Source organism: Borreliella afzelii, from assembly GCF_014202295.1.
In the GTDB taxonomy this organism is placed as follows: domain Bacteria; phylum Spirochaetota; class Spirochaetia; order Borreliales; family Borreliaceae; genus Borreliella; species Borreliella afzelii.
In genome coordinates this window covers 277,814-294,443 of the sequence record NZ_JACHGM010000002.1, presented here as the reverse complement: position 1 = coordinate 294,443, position 16,630 = coordinate 277,814, and the positions used below count along the sequence as shown (strand labels likewise).

General features: G+C 29.7%; 15 protein-coding genes. 6 read left to right on the top strand and 9 right to left on the bottom strand.

The genetic code is table 11. From position 1 onward, the window contains the following. Nucleotides 1–16: 16 nt before the first annotated feature. Nucleotides 17–970, bottom strand: coding sequence for an efflux RND transporter periplasmic adaptor subunit (locus tag HNP63_RS03580; RefSeq protein WP_183227226.1), 954 nt, complete (start codon nucleotides 968–970; stop codon nucleotides 17–19). Between the two features lie 11 nt (nucleotides 971–981). Next, the gene (locus HNP63_RS03575) at nucleotides 982–2,217 is read right to left on the bottom strand and encodes a TolC family protein (protein WP_038850757.1); all 1,236 of its coding nucleotides are present in this window, start codon (nucleotides 2,215–2,217) and stop codon (nucleotides 982–984) included. Nucleotides 2,218–2,345: 128 nt separating this feature from the next. Here HNP63_RS03575 and yidD point away from each other — a divergent pair, with 128 nt between their 5' ends. Beyond that, a complete protein-coding gene (yidD, locus tag HNP63_RS03570; RefSeq protein ID WP_011600854.1) occupies nucleotides 2,346–2,636 on the top strand; it encodes a membrane protein insertion efficiency factor YidD in 291 nt (96 codons plus the stop codon). Here the strand turns inward: yidD and HNP63_RS03565 are convergent. From HNP63_RS03565 to fliD, 5 genes are all read right to left on the bottom strand, one after another. Then, entirely contained in the window at nucleotides 2,625–3,509 is an 885-nt protein-coding gene (locus HNP63_RS03565) for a glycine betaine ABC transporter substrate-binding protein (protein WP_044052134.1), read from the bottom strand. The two genes, yidD and HNP63_RS03565, sit on opposite strands and share 12 nt — an antisense overlap. A gap of 14 nt (nucleotides 3,510–3,523) precedes the next feature. Continuing rightward, nucleotides 3,524–4,423 (bottom strand): ABC transporter permease, encoded by a 900-nt coding sequence (locus HNP63_RS03560; protein ID WP_044052135.1) that lies wholly within the window; start codon nucleotides 4,421–4,423, stop codon nucleotides 3,524–3,526. 6 nt (nucleotides 4,424–4,429) lie between these two features. Then, entirely contained in the window at nucleotides 4,430–5,548 is a 1,119-nt protein-coding gene (locus tag HNP63_RS03555) for an ATP-binding cassette domain-containing protein (RefSeq protein WP_004790686.1), read from the bottom strand. A 152-nt stretch (nucleotides 5,549–5,700) separates the two neighbouring features. Further along, nucleotides 5,701–6,711: a flagellin FlaB gene (gene flaB / locus HNP63_RS03550; RefSeq protein ID WP_004790292.1), complete on the bottom strand. Its 1,011-nt coding sequence runs from the start codon at nucleotides 6,709–6,711 to the stop codon at nucleotides 5,701–5,703. Nucleotides 6,712–6,833: 122 nt separating this feature from the next. Next, nucleotides 6,834–8,831: a flagellar filament capping protein FliD gene (fliD, locus tag HNP63_RS03545; protein ID WP_183227224.1), complete on the bottom strand. Its 1,998-nt coding sequence runs from the start codon at nucleotides 8,829–8,831 to the stop codon at nucleotides 6,834–6,836. 182 nt (nucleotides 8,832–9,013) lie between these two features. Here fliD and nagA point away from each other — a divergent pair, with 182 nt between their 5' ends. Together nagA and nagB are read left to right on the top strand one after the other, a co-directional pair. Continuing rightward, entirely contained in the window at nucleotides 9,014–10,219 is a 1,206-nt protein-coding gene (gene nagA / locus HNP63_RS03540) for an N-acetylglucosamine-6-phosphate deacetylase (protein ID WP_004790199.1), read from the top strand. 26 nt (nucleotides 10,220–10,245) lie between these two features. Beyond that, complete coding sequence (nagB, locus tag HNP63_RS03535; protein ID WP_183227222.1) at nucleotides 10,246–11,052, top strand: glucosamine-6-phosphate deaminase; 807 nt, start codon at nucleotides 10,246–10,248, stop codon at nucleotides 11,050–11,052. A 62-nt stretch (nucleotides 11,053–11,114) separates the two neighbouring features. On the opposite strand, the gene HNP63_RS03530 is transcribed toward nagB, so the two are convergent. Both HNP63_RS03530 and secA read right to left on the bottom strand, forming a co-directional pair. Then, complete coding sequence (locus HNP63_RS03530; protein ID WP_004790438.1) at nucleotides 11,115–11,726, bottom strand: superoxide dismutase; 612 nt, start codon at nucleotides 11,724–11,726, stop codon at nucleotides 11,115–11,117. 14 nt (nucleotides 11,727–11,740) lie between these two features. Next, nucleotides 11,741–14,440 (bottom strand): preprotein translocase subunit SecA, encoded by a 2,700-nt coding sequence (secA, locus tag HNP63_RS03525; protein WP_004790288.1) that lies wholly within the window; start codon nucleotides 14,438–14,440, stop codon nucleotides 11,741–11,743. Between the two features lie 69 nt (nucleotides 14,441–14,509). Between secA and HNP63_RS03520 the strand changes: the two genes are divergently transcribed. From HNP63_RS03520 to HNP63_RS03510, 3 genes are read left to right on the top strand one after another with little or no spacing between them, the layout of a single operon-like run. Further along, nucleotides 14,510–15,646: an LIC_12708 family protein gene (locus HNP63_RS03520; protein WP_044052138.1), complete on the top strand. Its 1,137-nt coding sequence runs from the start codon at nucleotides 14,510–14,512 to the stop codon at nucleotides 15,644–15,646. A 28-nt stretch (nucleotides 15,647–15,674) separates the two neighbouring features. Continuing rightward, entirely contained in the window at nucleotides 15,675–16,103 is a 429-nt protein-coding gene (locus HNP63_RS03515) for a hypothetical protein (protein WP_004790606.1), read from the top strand. Nucleotides 16,104–16,106: 3 nt separating this feature from the next. After that, nucleotides 16,107–16,523, top strand: coding sequence for a hypothetical protein (locus HNP63_RS03510; protein WP_038850763.1), 417 nt, complete (start codon nucleotides 16,107–16,109; stop codon nucleotides 16,521–16,523). The last annotated feature ends 107 nt before the right edge of the window (nucleotides 16,524–16,630 follow it).

Genomic DNA, 16,630 nt, shown 5'->3' with positions numbered 1-16,630 from the left:
CACATCTCCCAACAAATTAAATATTGCTTTCAGATGAAAGACCCTCTTTCGTATCTACCAAATTTATTAAAGTTCCATCAGAAAGAGTAGACATACCTTCCACTACAATCAAATCATTCTCTTTAATCTCACCCGAAAGAGCTACAACACCATCGATTTCAAAAAGTACTGTAACGGGTAACATTTGAACACTTTTGCCCTCTAAATCAAGCCTAAATACGAATTTCTTACCTTCCCTCTCAATAACAGCTTCTCTTGGAATCTTGATTACATCTCTAAAACGCTTAGTAATAAGTTTAATCTTAGAGAACATACCAATAATAAGTTTATCTAAATTGCTACCAATAGGTGTAAGATATACCTCAATCGTGCGACTTTTAGAATCTAAAATAGGAGATATCTCTGAAACTTTAGCTTTAAACTTTTCGTTAGGATAAGCTCCAACCTCAACAATCGCATCATTTCCAACTTTAATATTTGCAATGTATTTCTCAGACACATAAGTCAAAATTTGCTTTGCATCTATCCTTCCTACTACTGCTATACTGGACTGAGAATTAACTGTTTCACCAATTTTTTTTCTAATATTTAAAATATATCCTGAGATTGGCGCTCTTACTGGACTTTTCAAATATACAGAACCAGGCCTTGAGGGATCAAGAGTTGCAACTATTTGTCCCTTTTGAACATAAGCTCCAAGTTTTATTCCCAAAGAGGTTATTTTACCCACAGTATCTGGGAAAATATCTGCCTTAACTTTTGTATCTACATCTCCATTTAAAGACAAATAATCACTCAAGATTCCCTTTTTAACTTTTATGGCAATTACTGGAAATCTATAAGCACTTTCTTCATCCTCATTGATATTTTTGTCATCTAGCTTATTCTTATTAACACAAGCAACCAAAACTAAAACTAAGACTAAAAAATATTTTTTAAAATATAAGTTAATATTAAAAATCAAATTCATAAAAATACCTCTTAATCTAATGAATTTATTAAATCCTTATATTCAAGTATGGAATTGGAATAATTTAATTTATCTTCAATAAACTTCAAATCGCTTTGCTTATAAACAAGCTCAATATCATTCAATTTAGAAAGATCTATTACTCCCGAATTAAAAGCATTAAATGCCATTTGATAATTTTTATTAGCTAATTCTACATTAATTTTAGAAGCATCAAGAATCGCTTTATATCTTCTAATATCCTTTCTTTTTTGAACAATACTGGATTTTAAATTTCTAATTTTACTTTCAATATTATTTTGCAGTATTTTTAGTTGATAGTTGTTATCCTGTATTTTTGTATAACTCTTTGAAAATGGAAATATTTCGGTTAAACCATAATTCAAACTAAAGGATGCTAAAAATCCACTTGAAAAACCTTTGGAATTTTCATGAAATGATCTATAAGGAGAGTAAGAAAATGACAATGAAAGGCTTGGCAAAAAAGTATCTAACCAAAGCGAACCAATAAGCTTCTCTGTCATTTTTAAGCGCATATTCAACTCCTTAATCTCTAATGCTTCATTAAAATTTAATGCTTCATTAAATAAAGAAAAATCTATTGTCTCCTCTGGCAATTCTCCAATAATTTCAAAATCTTGATCCGGATCTAATCCTATTAATAATTTGAAAATTTCTTTTGATTTTTCAAAATTAATAATCTGACCATCTAAGTCTGGCTGAGATTTTTTATGCTTAAGCTGTGCATCAAGGAAATCTATTTCTGATATTAGTCCATTATTATAAGCAATTCTGGCTTGTTCAAATTTAAGTTTACTATTTTCTATTTGACTCTCAAAAACTTTCAAAGTACTCTTTAAAGCTATCAATTGATTGTAAGACTTAAGAACATTTAGCTTAATATTGCGAACAGCACTCTCCCTTTCTATTTTTGCATTTTCATACTCTAACATAACAAGTTCTATTCTCTTTAAAACAGAAGGCGACAAAGAAAGTCCAATTGCAACTCCAAACCCTAAGCCCCAATAATCTCTCTCAAGCTCACTCAAAGCAGAAGAATTTCTACTAACCGTGGAACTAAGGTTAACATTTGGAATAAAAACATTCCATGCATTATTTTTATAAAGTTTTTTTATATTTTCTTTGTATAAAGCATTTTCCGAATCTAAACTATTTTCTAGGGCCATATTTACAGCTTGCTTAGGAGATATTTGAATAATTTCGGCAAAAGAAAAAGAGACAGTCATAAAAATTAAAAAAATTTTTTTAATTTTAAGCCTCCTTTATTATAAAAATTAAAGCTTTAAAGTTATAAAACTTAATTAATATTTTCAATTCATTTGATTAATCATTATAATATAATACAATTCTAAACATGAACATTTTCAAAATTTTTTTTATCTTAAATTATACTATTATTTTTTTAATAAAAATTTATCAAAACACTTTTTCTAAACTATTTGGACAACAATGCATATACAAACCTACTTGCTCAAAATATTCAATTGAATGCCTTAAAAAATATAATTTTTTAACAGCATTAGTATTAATGACACTAAGAACAATAAGATGTAATGCATTATTTAAAGGAGGAAATGATTTTATTCCTAAATATAATCCTATTTCAACATCTTTAAAAGAATTTCAAAAAAGACTAATCAAATAAAGTCTTATATTTTTCTGGAACCCACATCTTTACAATTTCTTTATTATTTTCAACAAATTCAACTGCATTACGATACTCTTTGCCTGGCTCTTTATCATTTCTATCCATTAAAGGTAATATTAAATCATCATTCCAATAAAAATGATCAAAAACATAATATGCATCAAGATCATCATTTTCAAGACCAAGCCTTACAAGAGTATGCACACTCTCAATTCCCCCCATAATTAAATCAGGATCATCAAGAAACTTAATATCATACCTAGAAAAAGCCCAATGAGGCTTCCACAAAGGAACTAAAATCCACTCGTTTCTCTTTATTGAAGAATCTAAACTTGCAAGCATAACGCTCTCGCTTGAAGGAACTAGCTCATACTCCTTACTTAATCCATAATATTCAAGCGCTTGTTCTGTAACAATCTGAGTCCCCGCACCAGCATCTATCCCAATCATTTTATTCTTAAACTTATCCCCTTTGCCCTTAAGCTCACTAATACTAGAAATTGGAACATAACTTGGCACCACAAAACCCTGAATAGTTCCTTCATAATTTGCACCAAGATCAACAAATTTTGTTTTCAGTTTTTCATAATAAAATTTATCAGCTGTAGGAACCCAAGAAGATACTGTACCATCTACTTTCCCGGACGCTAAGTATTGATACATTACAGATGTGGTAACTGAAAATATTTCCGCATTGTAACCCATTTTCTCAAAAACAACTTTCAATACATTTGTAGCTGCTGTTTCTCCTCCCCAATTCACATATGCAATTTTTACCGATTTCAAATTCTTTGAACTCTTTTTTTCATCACAAGACAAAAAAATAAGAAAAATACAAAATCCAATGAATAATTTATTTATAAAATTCATAAAATATCCCCCATTTATTTATTATACATTTCTAAAAATCTTTTAAATTTATTTTCCCTCTTTCCACCATAATGATCTGTATTTAAATAACTGAATTTAATAAAGATGGATTGCATAATCCTATCCAAAATAATAGCTATAATCACAACTGCTAATCCAGATATTAAACCCTCTCCAAAATTTAATCTTTCTATAGAGTAAATCACAGTCCTGCCTAAACCAGACGACCCAACCATTGCAGCAATTACTATCATAGATATCGCCATCATTATTGACTGATTAATACCTTCAATTATACTCTGAAGAGAAAGGGGAAGCTGAACCTGTAAAAGAATACGTAAATTACTACTACCAAAAGACTTGGCTGCTTCTATTACTTCATCTGAAACCTGAACAATTCCTAACCTTGTATATCTAATAACAGGAGGCATGGCAAAAACTATTGTAGCAAAAATAGCAGAAGCTGTGCCCATTCCAAAAAAAGGAATAGCAGGAATTAAGTAAATAAACGGAGGCATAGCTTGCATTAGATCTAAAATGGGTTTTAAAAAAACATAAAATCTTGGGAAATATCCCCCTAAAATACCTATGGGAATTCCTAAGATAACAGAAACAAATACGGAAACAAATATAATAGCTATTGTATCCATTGAAGCTTCCCAAAGATTAAAATACAAAATAAAAAAAAATCCGGGCAAAATTAAAAATACAAGTCTCTTTTTCAAGAAAACAAAACTTAACAAGCATACAATCAAAATCAAAAGAATAGGGTTAACAAAAAGAAATAAATTTTTTAACTTTTCATATAAAAAAATTATACTTTTAGAAAAACCTACCCCATCAGAAATTGAAAAATTATCAACCAAAAAATCAAAAAAATTATCTATTTTTGATATAAAAAAATCTTTACTCATAAATTCCTATCTTGACAATAAATCGGAAATTTCATTTAAATTAATATATCCGATAACGGTTCCTCTTTCTTTTATTATTAAATAGTCTTGCTTATTCAAGTATTCAACAATTTTTTTTATTTCATCATTTAGTTCTAAATCTAAAGATACAAGATTGTCGTATCTTTTATTAAGGGCTTTATCGTATAAGCTAAAATTTTCATCTTGATATTTAATAATAACATTTAAACCATTATCAATATCAGAGTTTAAATTAAAATCATCTTTTAAAATATCTTTTATTTTTAAAATATTTAAAACAGGCAAATTTTTAATAAAATGAGATATAAAATCTGTGCTAGGATTAGCCAAAATTTCCAAAGGTTTGCCAACTTGAATGATTTCTCCATCTCTCATAAAAGCAATTCTATGTCCCAATTTAAAAGCTTCAATTAAATCATGAGTGATAAACACAACTGTCTTTTTAAGCTTAGCTACTAACCTCAAAAGCTCTTCTTGCATTTCTCCTTTAATTAAAGGATCAAGTGCCGAAAAAGCTTCATCCATTAAAAGAATGTCTGGATTAACCACTAATGCTCTTGCTATTCCAACTCTTTGTTTCATCCCTCCAGAAAGTTCGTTAATATACTTATATTTTGAATCTTCAAGTCCTACAAGATTTAATACCTCAATAGCACGCTCCTCTCTGATCTTCCTGGGGATATGCTTAACCTCAAGTCCATAAGTAACATTTCTCAATACATTCATATGGGGGAAAAGTCCAAAATTTTGAAAAACCATTGCAAATTTATCTTTTCTTAAATTAGAAAGATCTTTGCGATTTATGGCATTCATTTCCATGTTATTTACTAAAATAGACCCTGAATCTATTTTATAAATACCATTTAAACATCTGACTAAAGTGGACTTGCCGCAGCCCGACATGCCCATAATAACTAGAATTTCATTTTCATAAACATCAAGATTAATATTGGCATTTGCAATAAAAATAGAAGTTTCTTTGTAAATTTGCATTCTATCTTTGCCATCTTCATAGTCTTTTATAACTTGACTTATCTGCTTTTTGTCAACATAATAAGAAAATACTTTATAACAATCTCTAATTTTAACAGTAACCCTATCCAAAGCAAACTCCTCAATAAGCCTGCATTATACTTTATAACACATCACTATAAATTATACTAAAAATTATTAAATTTTTACCGATACGAAATAAAAAAACAAAAGATCCTTTAAAGGATCTTTTGTTAATAATTTGTACTAATTAATTTAAAATTTTATCTAAGCAATGACAAAACATATTGAGGAACTTGATTAGCCTGTGCAATCATTGCCATTGCAGATTGAGTTAAAATACTATTAGTTGTAGCTGCTACAACCTCATCTGTCATTGTAGCATCTTTTATTTGAGCATAAGATGCTTTTAGATTTTCAATAGCATACTCAGTGCTATTCTTTATAGATTCAAGTCTATTTTGGAAAGCACCTAAATTTGCTCTTTGATCACTTATCATTCTAATAGCATTTTCTATTTTAGCAAGTGATGTATTAGCATCAACTGTGGTTGTAACATTAACAGGAGAATTAACTCCACCTTGAGTAGGTGCTGTAGCAGGTGTTGGTTGCTGAGCTCCTTCTTCTTGAGCACCCTCTTGAACAGGTGCAGCCTGAGCAGCTTGAGCTCCCTCACCAGCAAAAAGATTTGCAACATTAGCTGAATAAATATTTACAGCAATTGCTTCATCTTGATTTGCTCCCACATGAACTCTTAAAGTCCAAGAAGCTTGAGATCCTGAAAGTGATGCTGGTGTGTTAATTTTTGCAGGCTGCATTCCAAGCTCTTCAGCTGTTTTTACATTTTGGGAAGCAGATTTGTTTGACAACATGTGCATTTGGTTATATTGAGCCTGATCAGCAATTCTATTAATTTCGTCTGTAAGTTGCTCTATTTCAATCTGTATAGAACCTCTGTCTGAGTCTGAATACGTTCCGTTACCTGATTGAACTGCTAATTCTTTCATTCTTACTAAAACTTTTTCTACTTCATTTAAATTTCCTTCTGTTGTCTGAATAAAATTGATAGCTTTTGAAGTGTTTCTAGAAGCTTGTGATAAGCCTCTTATTTGAGCATTAATCTTGCCAGAAACCCCCATACCAGCAGCATCATCAGAAGCTCGATTAATTCTGTAACCACTAGAAAGCTTCTCTTGGGTTTTACTAAGATTAGCAGCATTAATGGCATTATTTCTTGAAGCATTAATAGCTGATGTATTATGATTTATAATCATATATCATTCCTCCATGATAAAGTTTAATTATTTATTTTTGGCAAATCCTTTCGCCTGTTAAAAAGAATAGCACAAAAAATTAAAAAAAAGAAACGTAGATAGCAATAGCATTAAAATAATTATTATCTATTTCTCTGATTAAAATCAAAAGCCTTTAATGTATTTTCTTGATCTTTCATGCGCTTAACAGTAAAATCTAAGGTGTTAAGTTCTCCTTCTATTTTCCTTTCTCTATCATCGTACTTCTTTTTATAGTCTTCAACTTTATTTTTTTGATCAATAATCTTCAAGTCGTAATTTTTTATTTTATTATAAATAACTCCCCCAGAAGTCACAAAAGGAGACAAACAATCTCCTAGCATTTTAGCAATCCCATTATCATATACTCTGTCACCATTAAGGTCAAATAAAAAAAGTTCTCTAACATTATCAATGTTATTGCGAATTGATTCATCAAACTTTTTCTCGTCAAGTCTTAAATATCTAGAAAGTCCACCAGAAGAAGAAATGGAGTTAGTAAAAACTCCTATCTGATTAATTATTGAAAAATTAGGATCACTAGTAACATAGGGCTTAAAAATTATAGATTCTAGTCTAGATTTAAGATTTTTTAATAAAAATTCAGACCTTAGAATGCCTAAATTTTTATAAGCCTCTTCTTTTTGAGACTCACTAAGATAAGTCAATTCTTCAACTATACTAGACTTTTGATTACCAAGTTGATCTTCGTTGGAACTTACAATATTAATCTCAGCAAGAACCTCATTATAGGCACCAATAAAATCTAAAAGAATTCTCTTAATCCCCTCATAATCGGGCTCAACCTTAGCCTCAACCATATCGCTTGAAGCTTTTTTTAAACTTAATGTCACATTTGGAACTAAATCATTAATAACATTTGAATCTCTCTCAACATCTACTCCATCAAATTTAATTTTTGCATTCTCAGCAAAACTTTTAGCATTTATTGGCAAATAACCATCTCTATTTTTTGGATCAAAAACTTCGACATTACTAATCACAACTACTTTATTATTCGCTTTATTTTCAATATTTATTTCTTCTAAATTAGAAAGAGCTCCAATATCAACTTCAACTTCTTCAAAATTATTTGAAATATTTATTAAAGGAAGCTCCAAGGAACCTTCCTTGCTAGATATTTTAACCATATTCATTTGAATATATTTTTTTTCCAAAGGAGTTTTTAAATCAGATCCAAGATCAACCACACTATCTTCACTGTCGACTTTTGCATCCTTAAATGTAGCTTCTCCAGGATTAAAAATAATTTTACTATCAGACTCTTCTAAACCTGTATCAAAATACTTAACTTCAAATTTAATTTTACTCCTAGATGTAATTTCAATATCTTCAGGGATTTCAATCGACACCTCTGAAAGTGGATTTAAAACAAGATTATTATTTTCAAAAGCAAGTCTATTATTACTACTAGATTGATTTACAACAATATCTGAAAGGTTGGGATTAAAATTGGTTTTCAATTCGCTTAAAATGCCAATTTGCTTAGCAAAAGCTAATCCTTCCCCTTTTATAATAAGTTTATTTTCTTTACCTTCCTTTAAGGATTGCAAAATAAAACGACTATTCCCGTTTTTATCACTTTTTACTATTTTTGCAGACAAAAAGCCTTTTCCCTTGTTATTAATATCCCTTACAAGTAAATCAATGTTACCATTACTTTTTACATTAATTTCTTTCTTGCCAACTAAAAATACATATTCTCCTTCTGGAATTGTAACTTTTTTAGGATCAAAGTTTGAAGACAAAAAAACATCGGCTGACGCTATTTGATCAACAATTAACTTGTGAGTCTCATTCTTAGATCCATATCGAGTAGACAGGGTCAAAACTTCACTATTACTAGAATTTCCTGACATTAAATTAAAAGGACTGTTAAGTGAGGTCAATTCTTTTGCAAGAGAATTTAAAGTAGAGATTTTTCTATTAATTAACTGCCAAGCACTTTTCTCTTGCTCTAAAGATTCAAGTTTCTTAAAAGAAGAATCAATTTTGGCTTTATCGGGCTTAAGCATGGATTCACGAATTTCTTTAGTATTATATTTGCTCTCAAGTCCAGGAACAAAAAATCCTGATACCATAACAATGCCCTCCAAAACACATTATATCATTAATAAAATTGAAAATAAAATATAATAATTTTAATAAATTTAAAAAATTCAACCCTTAAGCATCTAAATACTTTAAAATAAAAAAATATAAAAAACAAAAACTTTAAAAAAGATTAATGTTTATAGTAAAATAAATTAAAAGGAACATGAAAATGCTAAATTTTTGTTTATTCAACTCAAAATCCGTTTTAACTGGAAATGACAAACTAGATAATTCAGCGGTCCTAATTAAAGATAATAAAATTTTTGATATTGTAACATCTGATAGGCTTAAAAAAATGGATCTTAGAGAATATCAAATGATTGATACAAAAGGCAACTATATAACTCCCGGACTTTACGACAGCCATATTCATGGATTTCACGGTTATGGAACAGACCAGTGTTCAACAGAATCAATACTTAAAATGTCAGAGCATTTAGCACAATATGGCGTAGTAGGATTTTTACCAACTCTTTATCCAAGACCAATAGATGAAATGATTCAAATAATAAAAGCTTGTACAGCAGCAATTGGTAAAGAAAAGGGAGCTAAAATTCTAGGACTTCACCTTGAAGGGCCATTTTTTTCCCCTGAAAAAAGAGGAGCGCACCCTGTTTCTTATCTTCATGAGCCTAGCATTAAAGTTATGCAAAAACTAATAGATGCTGCTGGCGGGATATTTACAGGATCAAACGGCAAAAGAAAAACACACATAAAAACAATGACTGTTGCTCCCGAGCTTAAAGGAATGAGAGAACTTGCAATATTTTGCCTTGAAAATAATATAAACCTTCAAGCAGGACACACAAACGCAAAATATGAAAATATGATCGAAGGATTTCAAGTTGGAATACTTCACACAACCCATTTTTTCAACGCAATGTCAAAACTTGACCACAGAAATCCAAACGCAATAGGAGCAGTATTAATACACGGTGACGTTTCTTGTGAAATTATTGCAGATGGTCATCATATACACCCAAAATTAGTTTTAATGCTTAGAAAGCTTAAAGATATAAGTAAAATAGTACTTGTAACTGATGGACTTACTCCAAATTTTCAAACTTCTGGAAAACTAATTGCAAACGGAGATGAAGTTTATATTGCAGAAGATGGATTATTCCACAGCGTAAAAAGCAACACAATAGCTGGATCAACACTTACAATGATACAAGGTCTTAAAAATTTAATAGAATTCGGCTACAGTTTGAGCGATGCTGTTCAAGCAAGCTCTTACAATCCAACAAGAATTCTTAATATTGACAAAAAGGGGTTAATATGCCATGGATACGATGCAAACATCAATGTCTTAGATAAAGATTTTAATCTAAAATTAACAATGATAGAATCTAAAATAATTTTTAACAATCTCTAACTTTAACCTATTTTAAGGAGATCACAATGAGATTAATAATCAGACCTACGCATGAAGACGTATCAAAGTGGGCAGCCAATCACGTAGCACAAAAAATTAAAGAATTTTCTCCAACAAAAAAAAAGCCATTTATCCTTGGACTTCCAACAGGAAGCTCTCCAATCGGTATGTACAAGAATTTAATTGAATTAAATAAAAGTGGAAAAATTTCATTTCAAAATGTCATAACTTTTAACATGGATGAATACATAGGAATCGAACAAAATCATCCTGAAAGTTACCATTCATTTATGTGGAAAAATTTTTTTTCTCATATTGATATTAAAAAAGAAAACATAAATATATTAAATGGAAATGCTTTAAATCTCGAAAAAGAATGTGAAGAGTATGAAAAAAAAATCAAATCTTTCGGAGGAATCATGCTTTTTGTAGGTGGAATCGGACCTGATGGCCACATTGCTTTTAACGAACCGGGCTCCTCCTTAACATCAAGAACAAGAATTAAAACTTTAACCCAAGATACAATCATTGCTAATTCAAGATTTTTTGAAGGAAATGTGAACAAAGTTCCCAAAAGCGCTCTAACTGTTGGAATTGGAACAATTATGGATTCGCAAGAAATTTTAATAATAGTAAACGGACATAACAAAGCAAGAGCATTAAAGCATGCCATTGAAAAAGGCATTAATCATATGTGGACAATTAGCGCACTTCAATTGCATAAAAATGCAATCATAGTATCTGACAAAAATGCAACTTACGAATTAAAAGTCGGAACAGTAGAGTACTTTAATGACATAGAAAGAAAAAACTTTAATAATGACTTAAAATAAATTACTTAAAATTTTAAAATAAAATACTAACTCTAAAATTACAAATCTTTATAAAATAAAAACTAATTGTGAGCTTCATTGTAAATTTTTGAAACTTCTTCCCAATTTAAAGCCTTTAAAAATGCATCGACATATTCAATTCTTCTATTTTGATATTTAAGATAATAAGCATGCTCCCAAACATCAATACCTAAAACCGGTTTATAAGACTTCATTAAAGGACTATCCTGATTAGGCATTGAAATCACTTTAAGCCCACTATCAGGACACAATACTAACCATGCCCAACCACTTCCAAAAATTTTCATTGCGGTATCTTTCAAGCTGGCCTTAAGAACATCTAGACTTCCAAAAGTTACATTAATATCATTTTCAAACTTTTCCAAAAGATTACTCTTGTTTCCTGGTTTTAAAGTTCTAAAATATAGAGTATGGTTAGAATACCCTCCAGCATTATTTCTAATTGGGGTTTGAAATTCATCTGGAAAATCATGAATATTTATTAATATGTTTGAAACGTCTTCTAAATGACTTTTGCCCATTTTTTCTAAAATAGAATTCAAATTTATTACAAAACCATTATGATGTTTGCTATGATGAATTTCCATAGTTTTGGCATCAATATAAGGCTCAACAGCATCATAATTGTAACCAAGTTCTGGCAATTTAAACATAATAACCTCCTGTTCTAACTTTTACCATGACAATTTTTATATTTCTTCCCACTTCCACAATAACAAGGCTCATTTCTACCTATTTTGGGAGAACTTCTAACTACTTGAACATTAGAAACGCTTTTATTTTCATTAATAACAATTCCTGAAAGTTCTTTATGGATTGAATTAACATTTTTAGATTTCTTTACTGACTTAAAATTGGAAGAATTGCTATCCAATTTCAACTGAAGAACACGCCTTATGGTAGACACTTTAATATCCTTAATAAGCTCGCTAAATATTAAAAACCCCTCTTCCTTGTACTCTGTAATTGGATTTTTATTAGCATAAGACCTTAGATAAACAGCCTCTCTTAAAGAATCTAAATTTGCAAGATGCTCTTGAAATTTAGAATCAATATTTCTCAAATATTCGTATCTTAAAAATCCATTAAAAAGATCTCTGCCGATCGAATTCTCCTTCTCATCTAAATTTGCCTTTGCTATTTGCATTAACTTGGCCTTTAAATCAAGAGAATTAATATTTTCAATAGAACCAAGACCTTCAAGCATGTAGGCAAAAATTAAATTTACTTCATTTAAAAAAACATTTGAAACTGTGCTACTTTTTGCTCCCTCAAGCAAAAAAGTAAGATATTCCTCTAAAGCAATAAGAATACGATCCTTAATAGCTGTATCTTCAAGAATAGAATTTCTCTGGGCATAAATAAAATCTCTCTGCTTTGTAATAACATCGTCATACTCCAATAAATGCTTTCTAATTTCAAAATTTCTGTCTTCTACTCTTTTTTGGGCATTAATCAAAGATTTGGTTAAAAGAGAATGTGTAATAGGCTCTCCCGTTGCCATTCCAAGCTTACCCATTAATGACCTCAGGTTGTCTCCAGCAAAAAGGCGCATTAAATCATCTTCAAGCGACACATAAAATCTTGAACGCCCAGGGTCGCCTTGTCTTCCGCTACGCCCACGAAGCTGATTGTCTATTCGCCTTGATTCGTGACGTTCACTACCAATAACATAAAGCCCACCAAGACTTTTAACCTCATTATAATCTTTTAGGTAATCTTCTCTCTCATTTTTAACAGCCTCTTGAAATTCTTCAAGGCTTACATTAGTTCCAATTTTTTTTCTAACCCTGTGCTCAATATTGCCTCCAAGTTTAATATCAGTACCACGACCAGCCATATTTGTTGCAATTGTAACCGCATGTTTTGCTCCAGCTTCAGCAATAATAAATGCTTCTCGAGAATGATTTTTTGCATTAAGAACTTCGTGCTTAATTCCTCTACTTTTAAACATAGCTGATAAAATCTCAGATTTTTCAATAGAAACAGTTCCCACTAAAACCGGTTGCCCCTTCTTATAAGTTTTATAAACCTCATCTGTAATCGCATTAAACTTAAATTCTTCCGTATAATAAATAGTATCATCTTCATCTATTCGCGCTAACAATCTATTTGTTGGAACTACAACTACATCAAGATTATATATTCTGTGGAATTCCTTAGCTTCTGTATCAGCTGTACCCGTCATGCCAGAAATTTTATTAAACATTCTAAATAAATTTTGGAAAGTAATGGTTGCCATGGTCTTATTTTCATTAGCAACTCTAACTCCTTCTTTAGCCTCAATAGCTTGATGAAGTCCATCAGAATATCTTCGTCCTGTTAAAACTCTACCGGTAAATTCATCTACAATCTCAACTCCAGAATCACCAACAATATATTCTCTATTTTTTAAAAAAAGCAAATGCGCTTTCAAGGCTTGTGTCATATAATGAACATAATTAAAATTTGAATCAGTATACATAGATCCACTAATAATGCCTTTAGAAACTAAAAGCTGCTCAAGATTATTAAGTCCTTTAGCAGTAAAAGAAATTCTTTTGGCTTTCTCATCAACAGTGTAATCGCCATCAAGGTCGTCTATTTCTAAAGGATAATCACCTGTTTTGGAATCCTTGGAACACTCTTTTAAAAAAGATACAAGAGAATTAACTTCAAGATAAGCATTGGTATTGCCTTCAGTAGGTCCTGAAATAATCAAAGGGGTTCTTGCTTCATCAATCAAAATAGAATCGATCTCATCAATAATACAATAATTAAACTTTCTTAAAGATTTTTCATTCAAGTCATAACGCATATTATCTCTTAAGTAATCAAATCCAAGTTCATTGTTTGTAACATAAGTAATATCTTTGGCATATTGAGCTTTTCTTAGCTCATAATCCATATTAGATAGAACAACCCCCACGCTAACACCCAAAAGATCAAAAACTGGCTTCATCCAATTGGAATCACGCTCTGCAAGATAGTCATTAACAGTAACAATAATAACCCCATCTCCTGTTAAACTATTCAAATAAGCCGCTTGAACTGACGAGAGGGTTTTTCCTTCTCCTGTCTTCATCTCTATTATTTTGCCTTTGTGAAGAGCAAGCCCCGCAATGATTTGCACATCATAAGGCCTTTCCTTAAGACGCCTTCTAGCAGCTTCTCTAGACAGAGTAAAAGCTCGCTCTAAAATACTCTCTAAAGAGTTGCCCGATTTTAATTCATCTTTAAGCTTTTCCGTCTCTTTTGAAAAATCTTCATCTGATAATAACAATGCCCAACGCTCAAGCTTATTAATATTTCTTAAAGTTGGAAGATAATCTTTTAAATCTCTTTTACTTTTTGAGCCAATGGTTCTCTCAAGTACTGCTTTTAACATGGTAGGTATTAATTCTCCTAAATAATTGACTTAAAGTCATTTTTCATTTTAAATGATAAAATAAAAAATATGAAAAAACACTATAAAATTTTTACATTAAGCTTACTTTTTGCAATTATATCATGTAATACTAAAACTTTAAACGAATTAGGAGAAGAACAATTTAAAATACCATTCGGGACACTGCCTGGTGCAATAATGCCCTTGGATAACAAATTTACAAATTCAAAATTTGATATCAAAACGTATAATGGGTTAGTATACATTGCAGAAATAAAAACAAATAAATTGATGATTTTTAACTCATACGGAAAACTAATACAAACTTATCAAAATGGAATATTTAAAACAAACCCTGATTTAAAAATAAAAAAAATAGATTTTGAAGGAATTCAATCAATATATCCGTTAAAAGATTTCATTATTGTTGCAGACAAATTAGATAATAAAAAAGCAAAATTCAATCAAAAAGAAAATATTGCTTACTTTATGAGAATACTAATACTAAACAAAAACTCGTCTGTAGAAATTTTAGGTCAAGAAGGTTTAAACGGAACACCATTTCCACAAATTTACGATGTCAACGTTGATGAAAACGGCAACATTGCAATAATATCAATATATAGCGAAGGCTATATAATATATTCTTATGATAAAGAATTTTCTCCGCTTTATAAAATTTACGTCAATAAAAACCTACTAAAAACAATAGATGACCAAAAGAAAAACTACAATATTTCAATAGACAAGGTTTTTTTTGAAGTTAACAAAAAAACTCTTTATGTAAAAATCACCTACTATGAAAACATTGACGATAATGAAAATATAAACGATCTTGGAATTAAAATTAAAGATCAATATGTCTATAAGATGCGTTTAAAAAAAACAAAAGAATTCGAAGTAATAAGTAAAATCGCCCTTCCTAAAAACTTGCTAGACGATAAACAGGAAAGCTTTATTAATATAATAAAAATACAAAAAGACAAAATAATAGCCTCTACTAATATGAAAAATTTATCTAACAATTTAATATGGAAATTAGACAACAAAGGCTTAATTAAAGACCAAATAGCTTTAATTGAACCTCCAAATTTAACATTTCTTTCTGAAAGCTTATCTAAAGATGGAATACTTAGCATACTTTATGGCGGAAAAACTGGGGTTAGTGTTTACTGGTGGAATTTAAATGTCTTATTGAAATTATAATTATAAAAAAGTTAAATTTGCAAATGTAATGAAAAAGATTAATTGTAATCAACAACTAGCAATTGAATACCAAAAAAAAATGAAAAAACATATCATTATTGGAATAATCTTTGTTATAATTCTTTTATTTTTTAAAATTTTACTAATTCCCAGAATTCAAAATCTTGAAAAAAATAAAAACAATATCAAAATGATAATAAGCTATAAACAAGACAAAAGCAGATTATCACTAAAAATAAACATACAAGCAAAAAAATTCTCTAACCTGGGAAAAGCCAAGCTGGATATTTATTTGGACAATAAATTAATTGAAAGCAATATGCTTTATATAAGCAATAAAAACTTTACAACATATGCTAACATAATCTATAAAAATGAAAGCTTATTAAGTATAATACTAAGGAGTAATGATAATAATAATGTTTTTTATAGTAAAAGAATAAAATCTAGAGGATAAAATATGATGCAAATATACTTCATGTCTGTTTCGCTTAACATCTTAGGGGGAATAATACTTGCCTTCCCAATATTAATAGAAAAAATAAAATTTTTTAAAATTTTTGAAGATTTTGTAAATTTAATAAACGATAACAAAAAGGTAAAAAGCATTTTCGGATTATTATTTTTAATAACTAGTACTCTTGAAATAATCAAGCCCTATAAATTGCCAATAATTGGGAATTTGATTCCAGCTATAAGTTTATTTTTAATTGGATTTATCTTGTTTTTAAAACAAAAATTACCAACAGAAGTTCAAAATAATAAAAAATATGGAAAATTTCAATCAATACTTGAAAATAATCAGCAGTTAATTGGGGTTATAGCAATCATTATAGGAATAATTCATTTTTTAGCAGCAGAAATACCTTTATTGTAAGATTAAAAATAAAGATTCGATTTTCAAGAGAATAAACTACCAAAAAGCAACTTGACTTTGACATAAGTATTCTATATTATTAGTAGGATTCAGTGCGGTTTTAATTG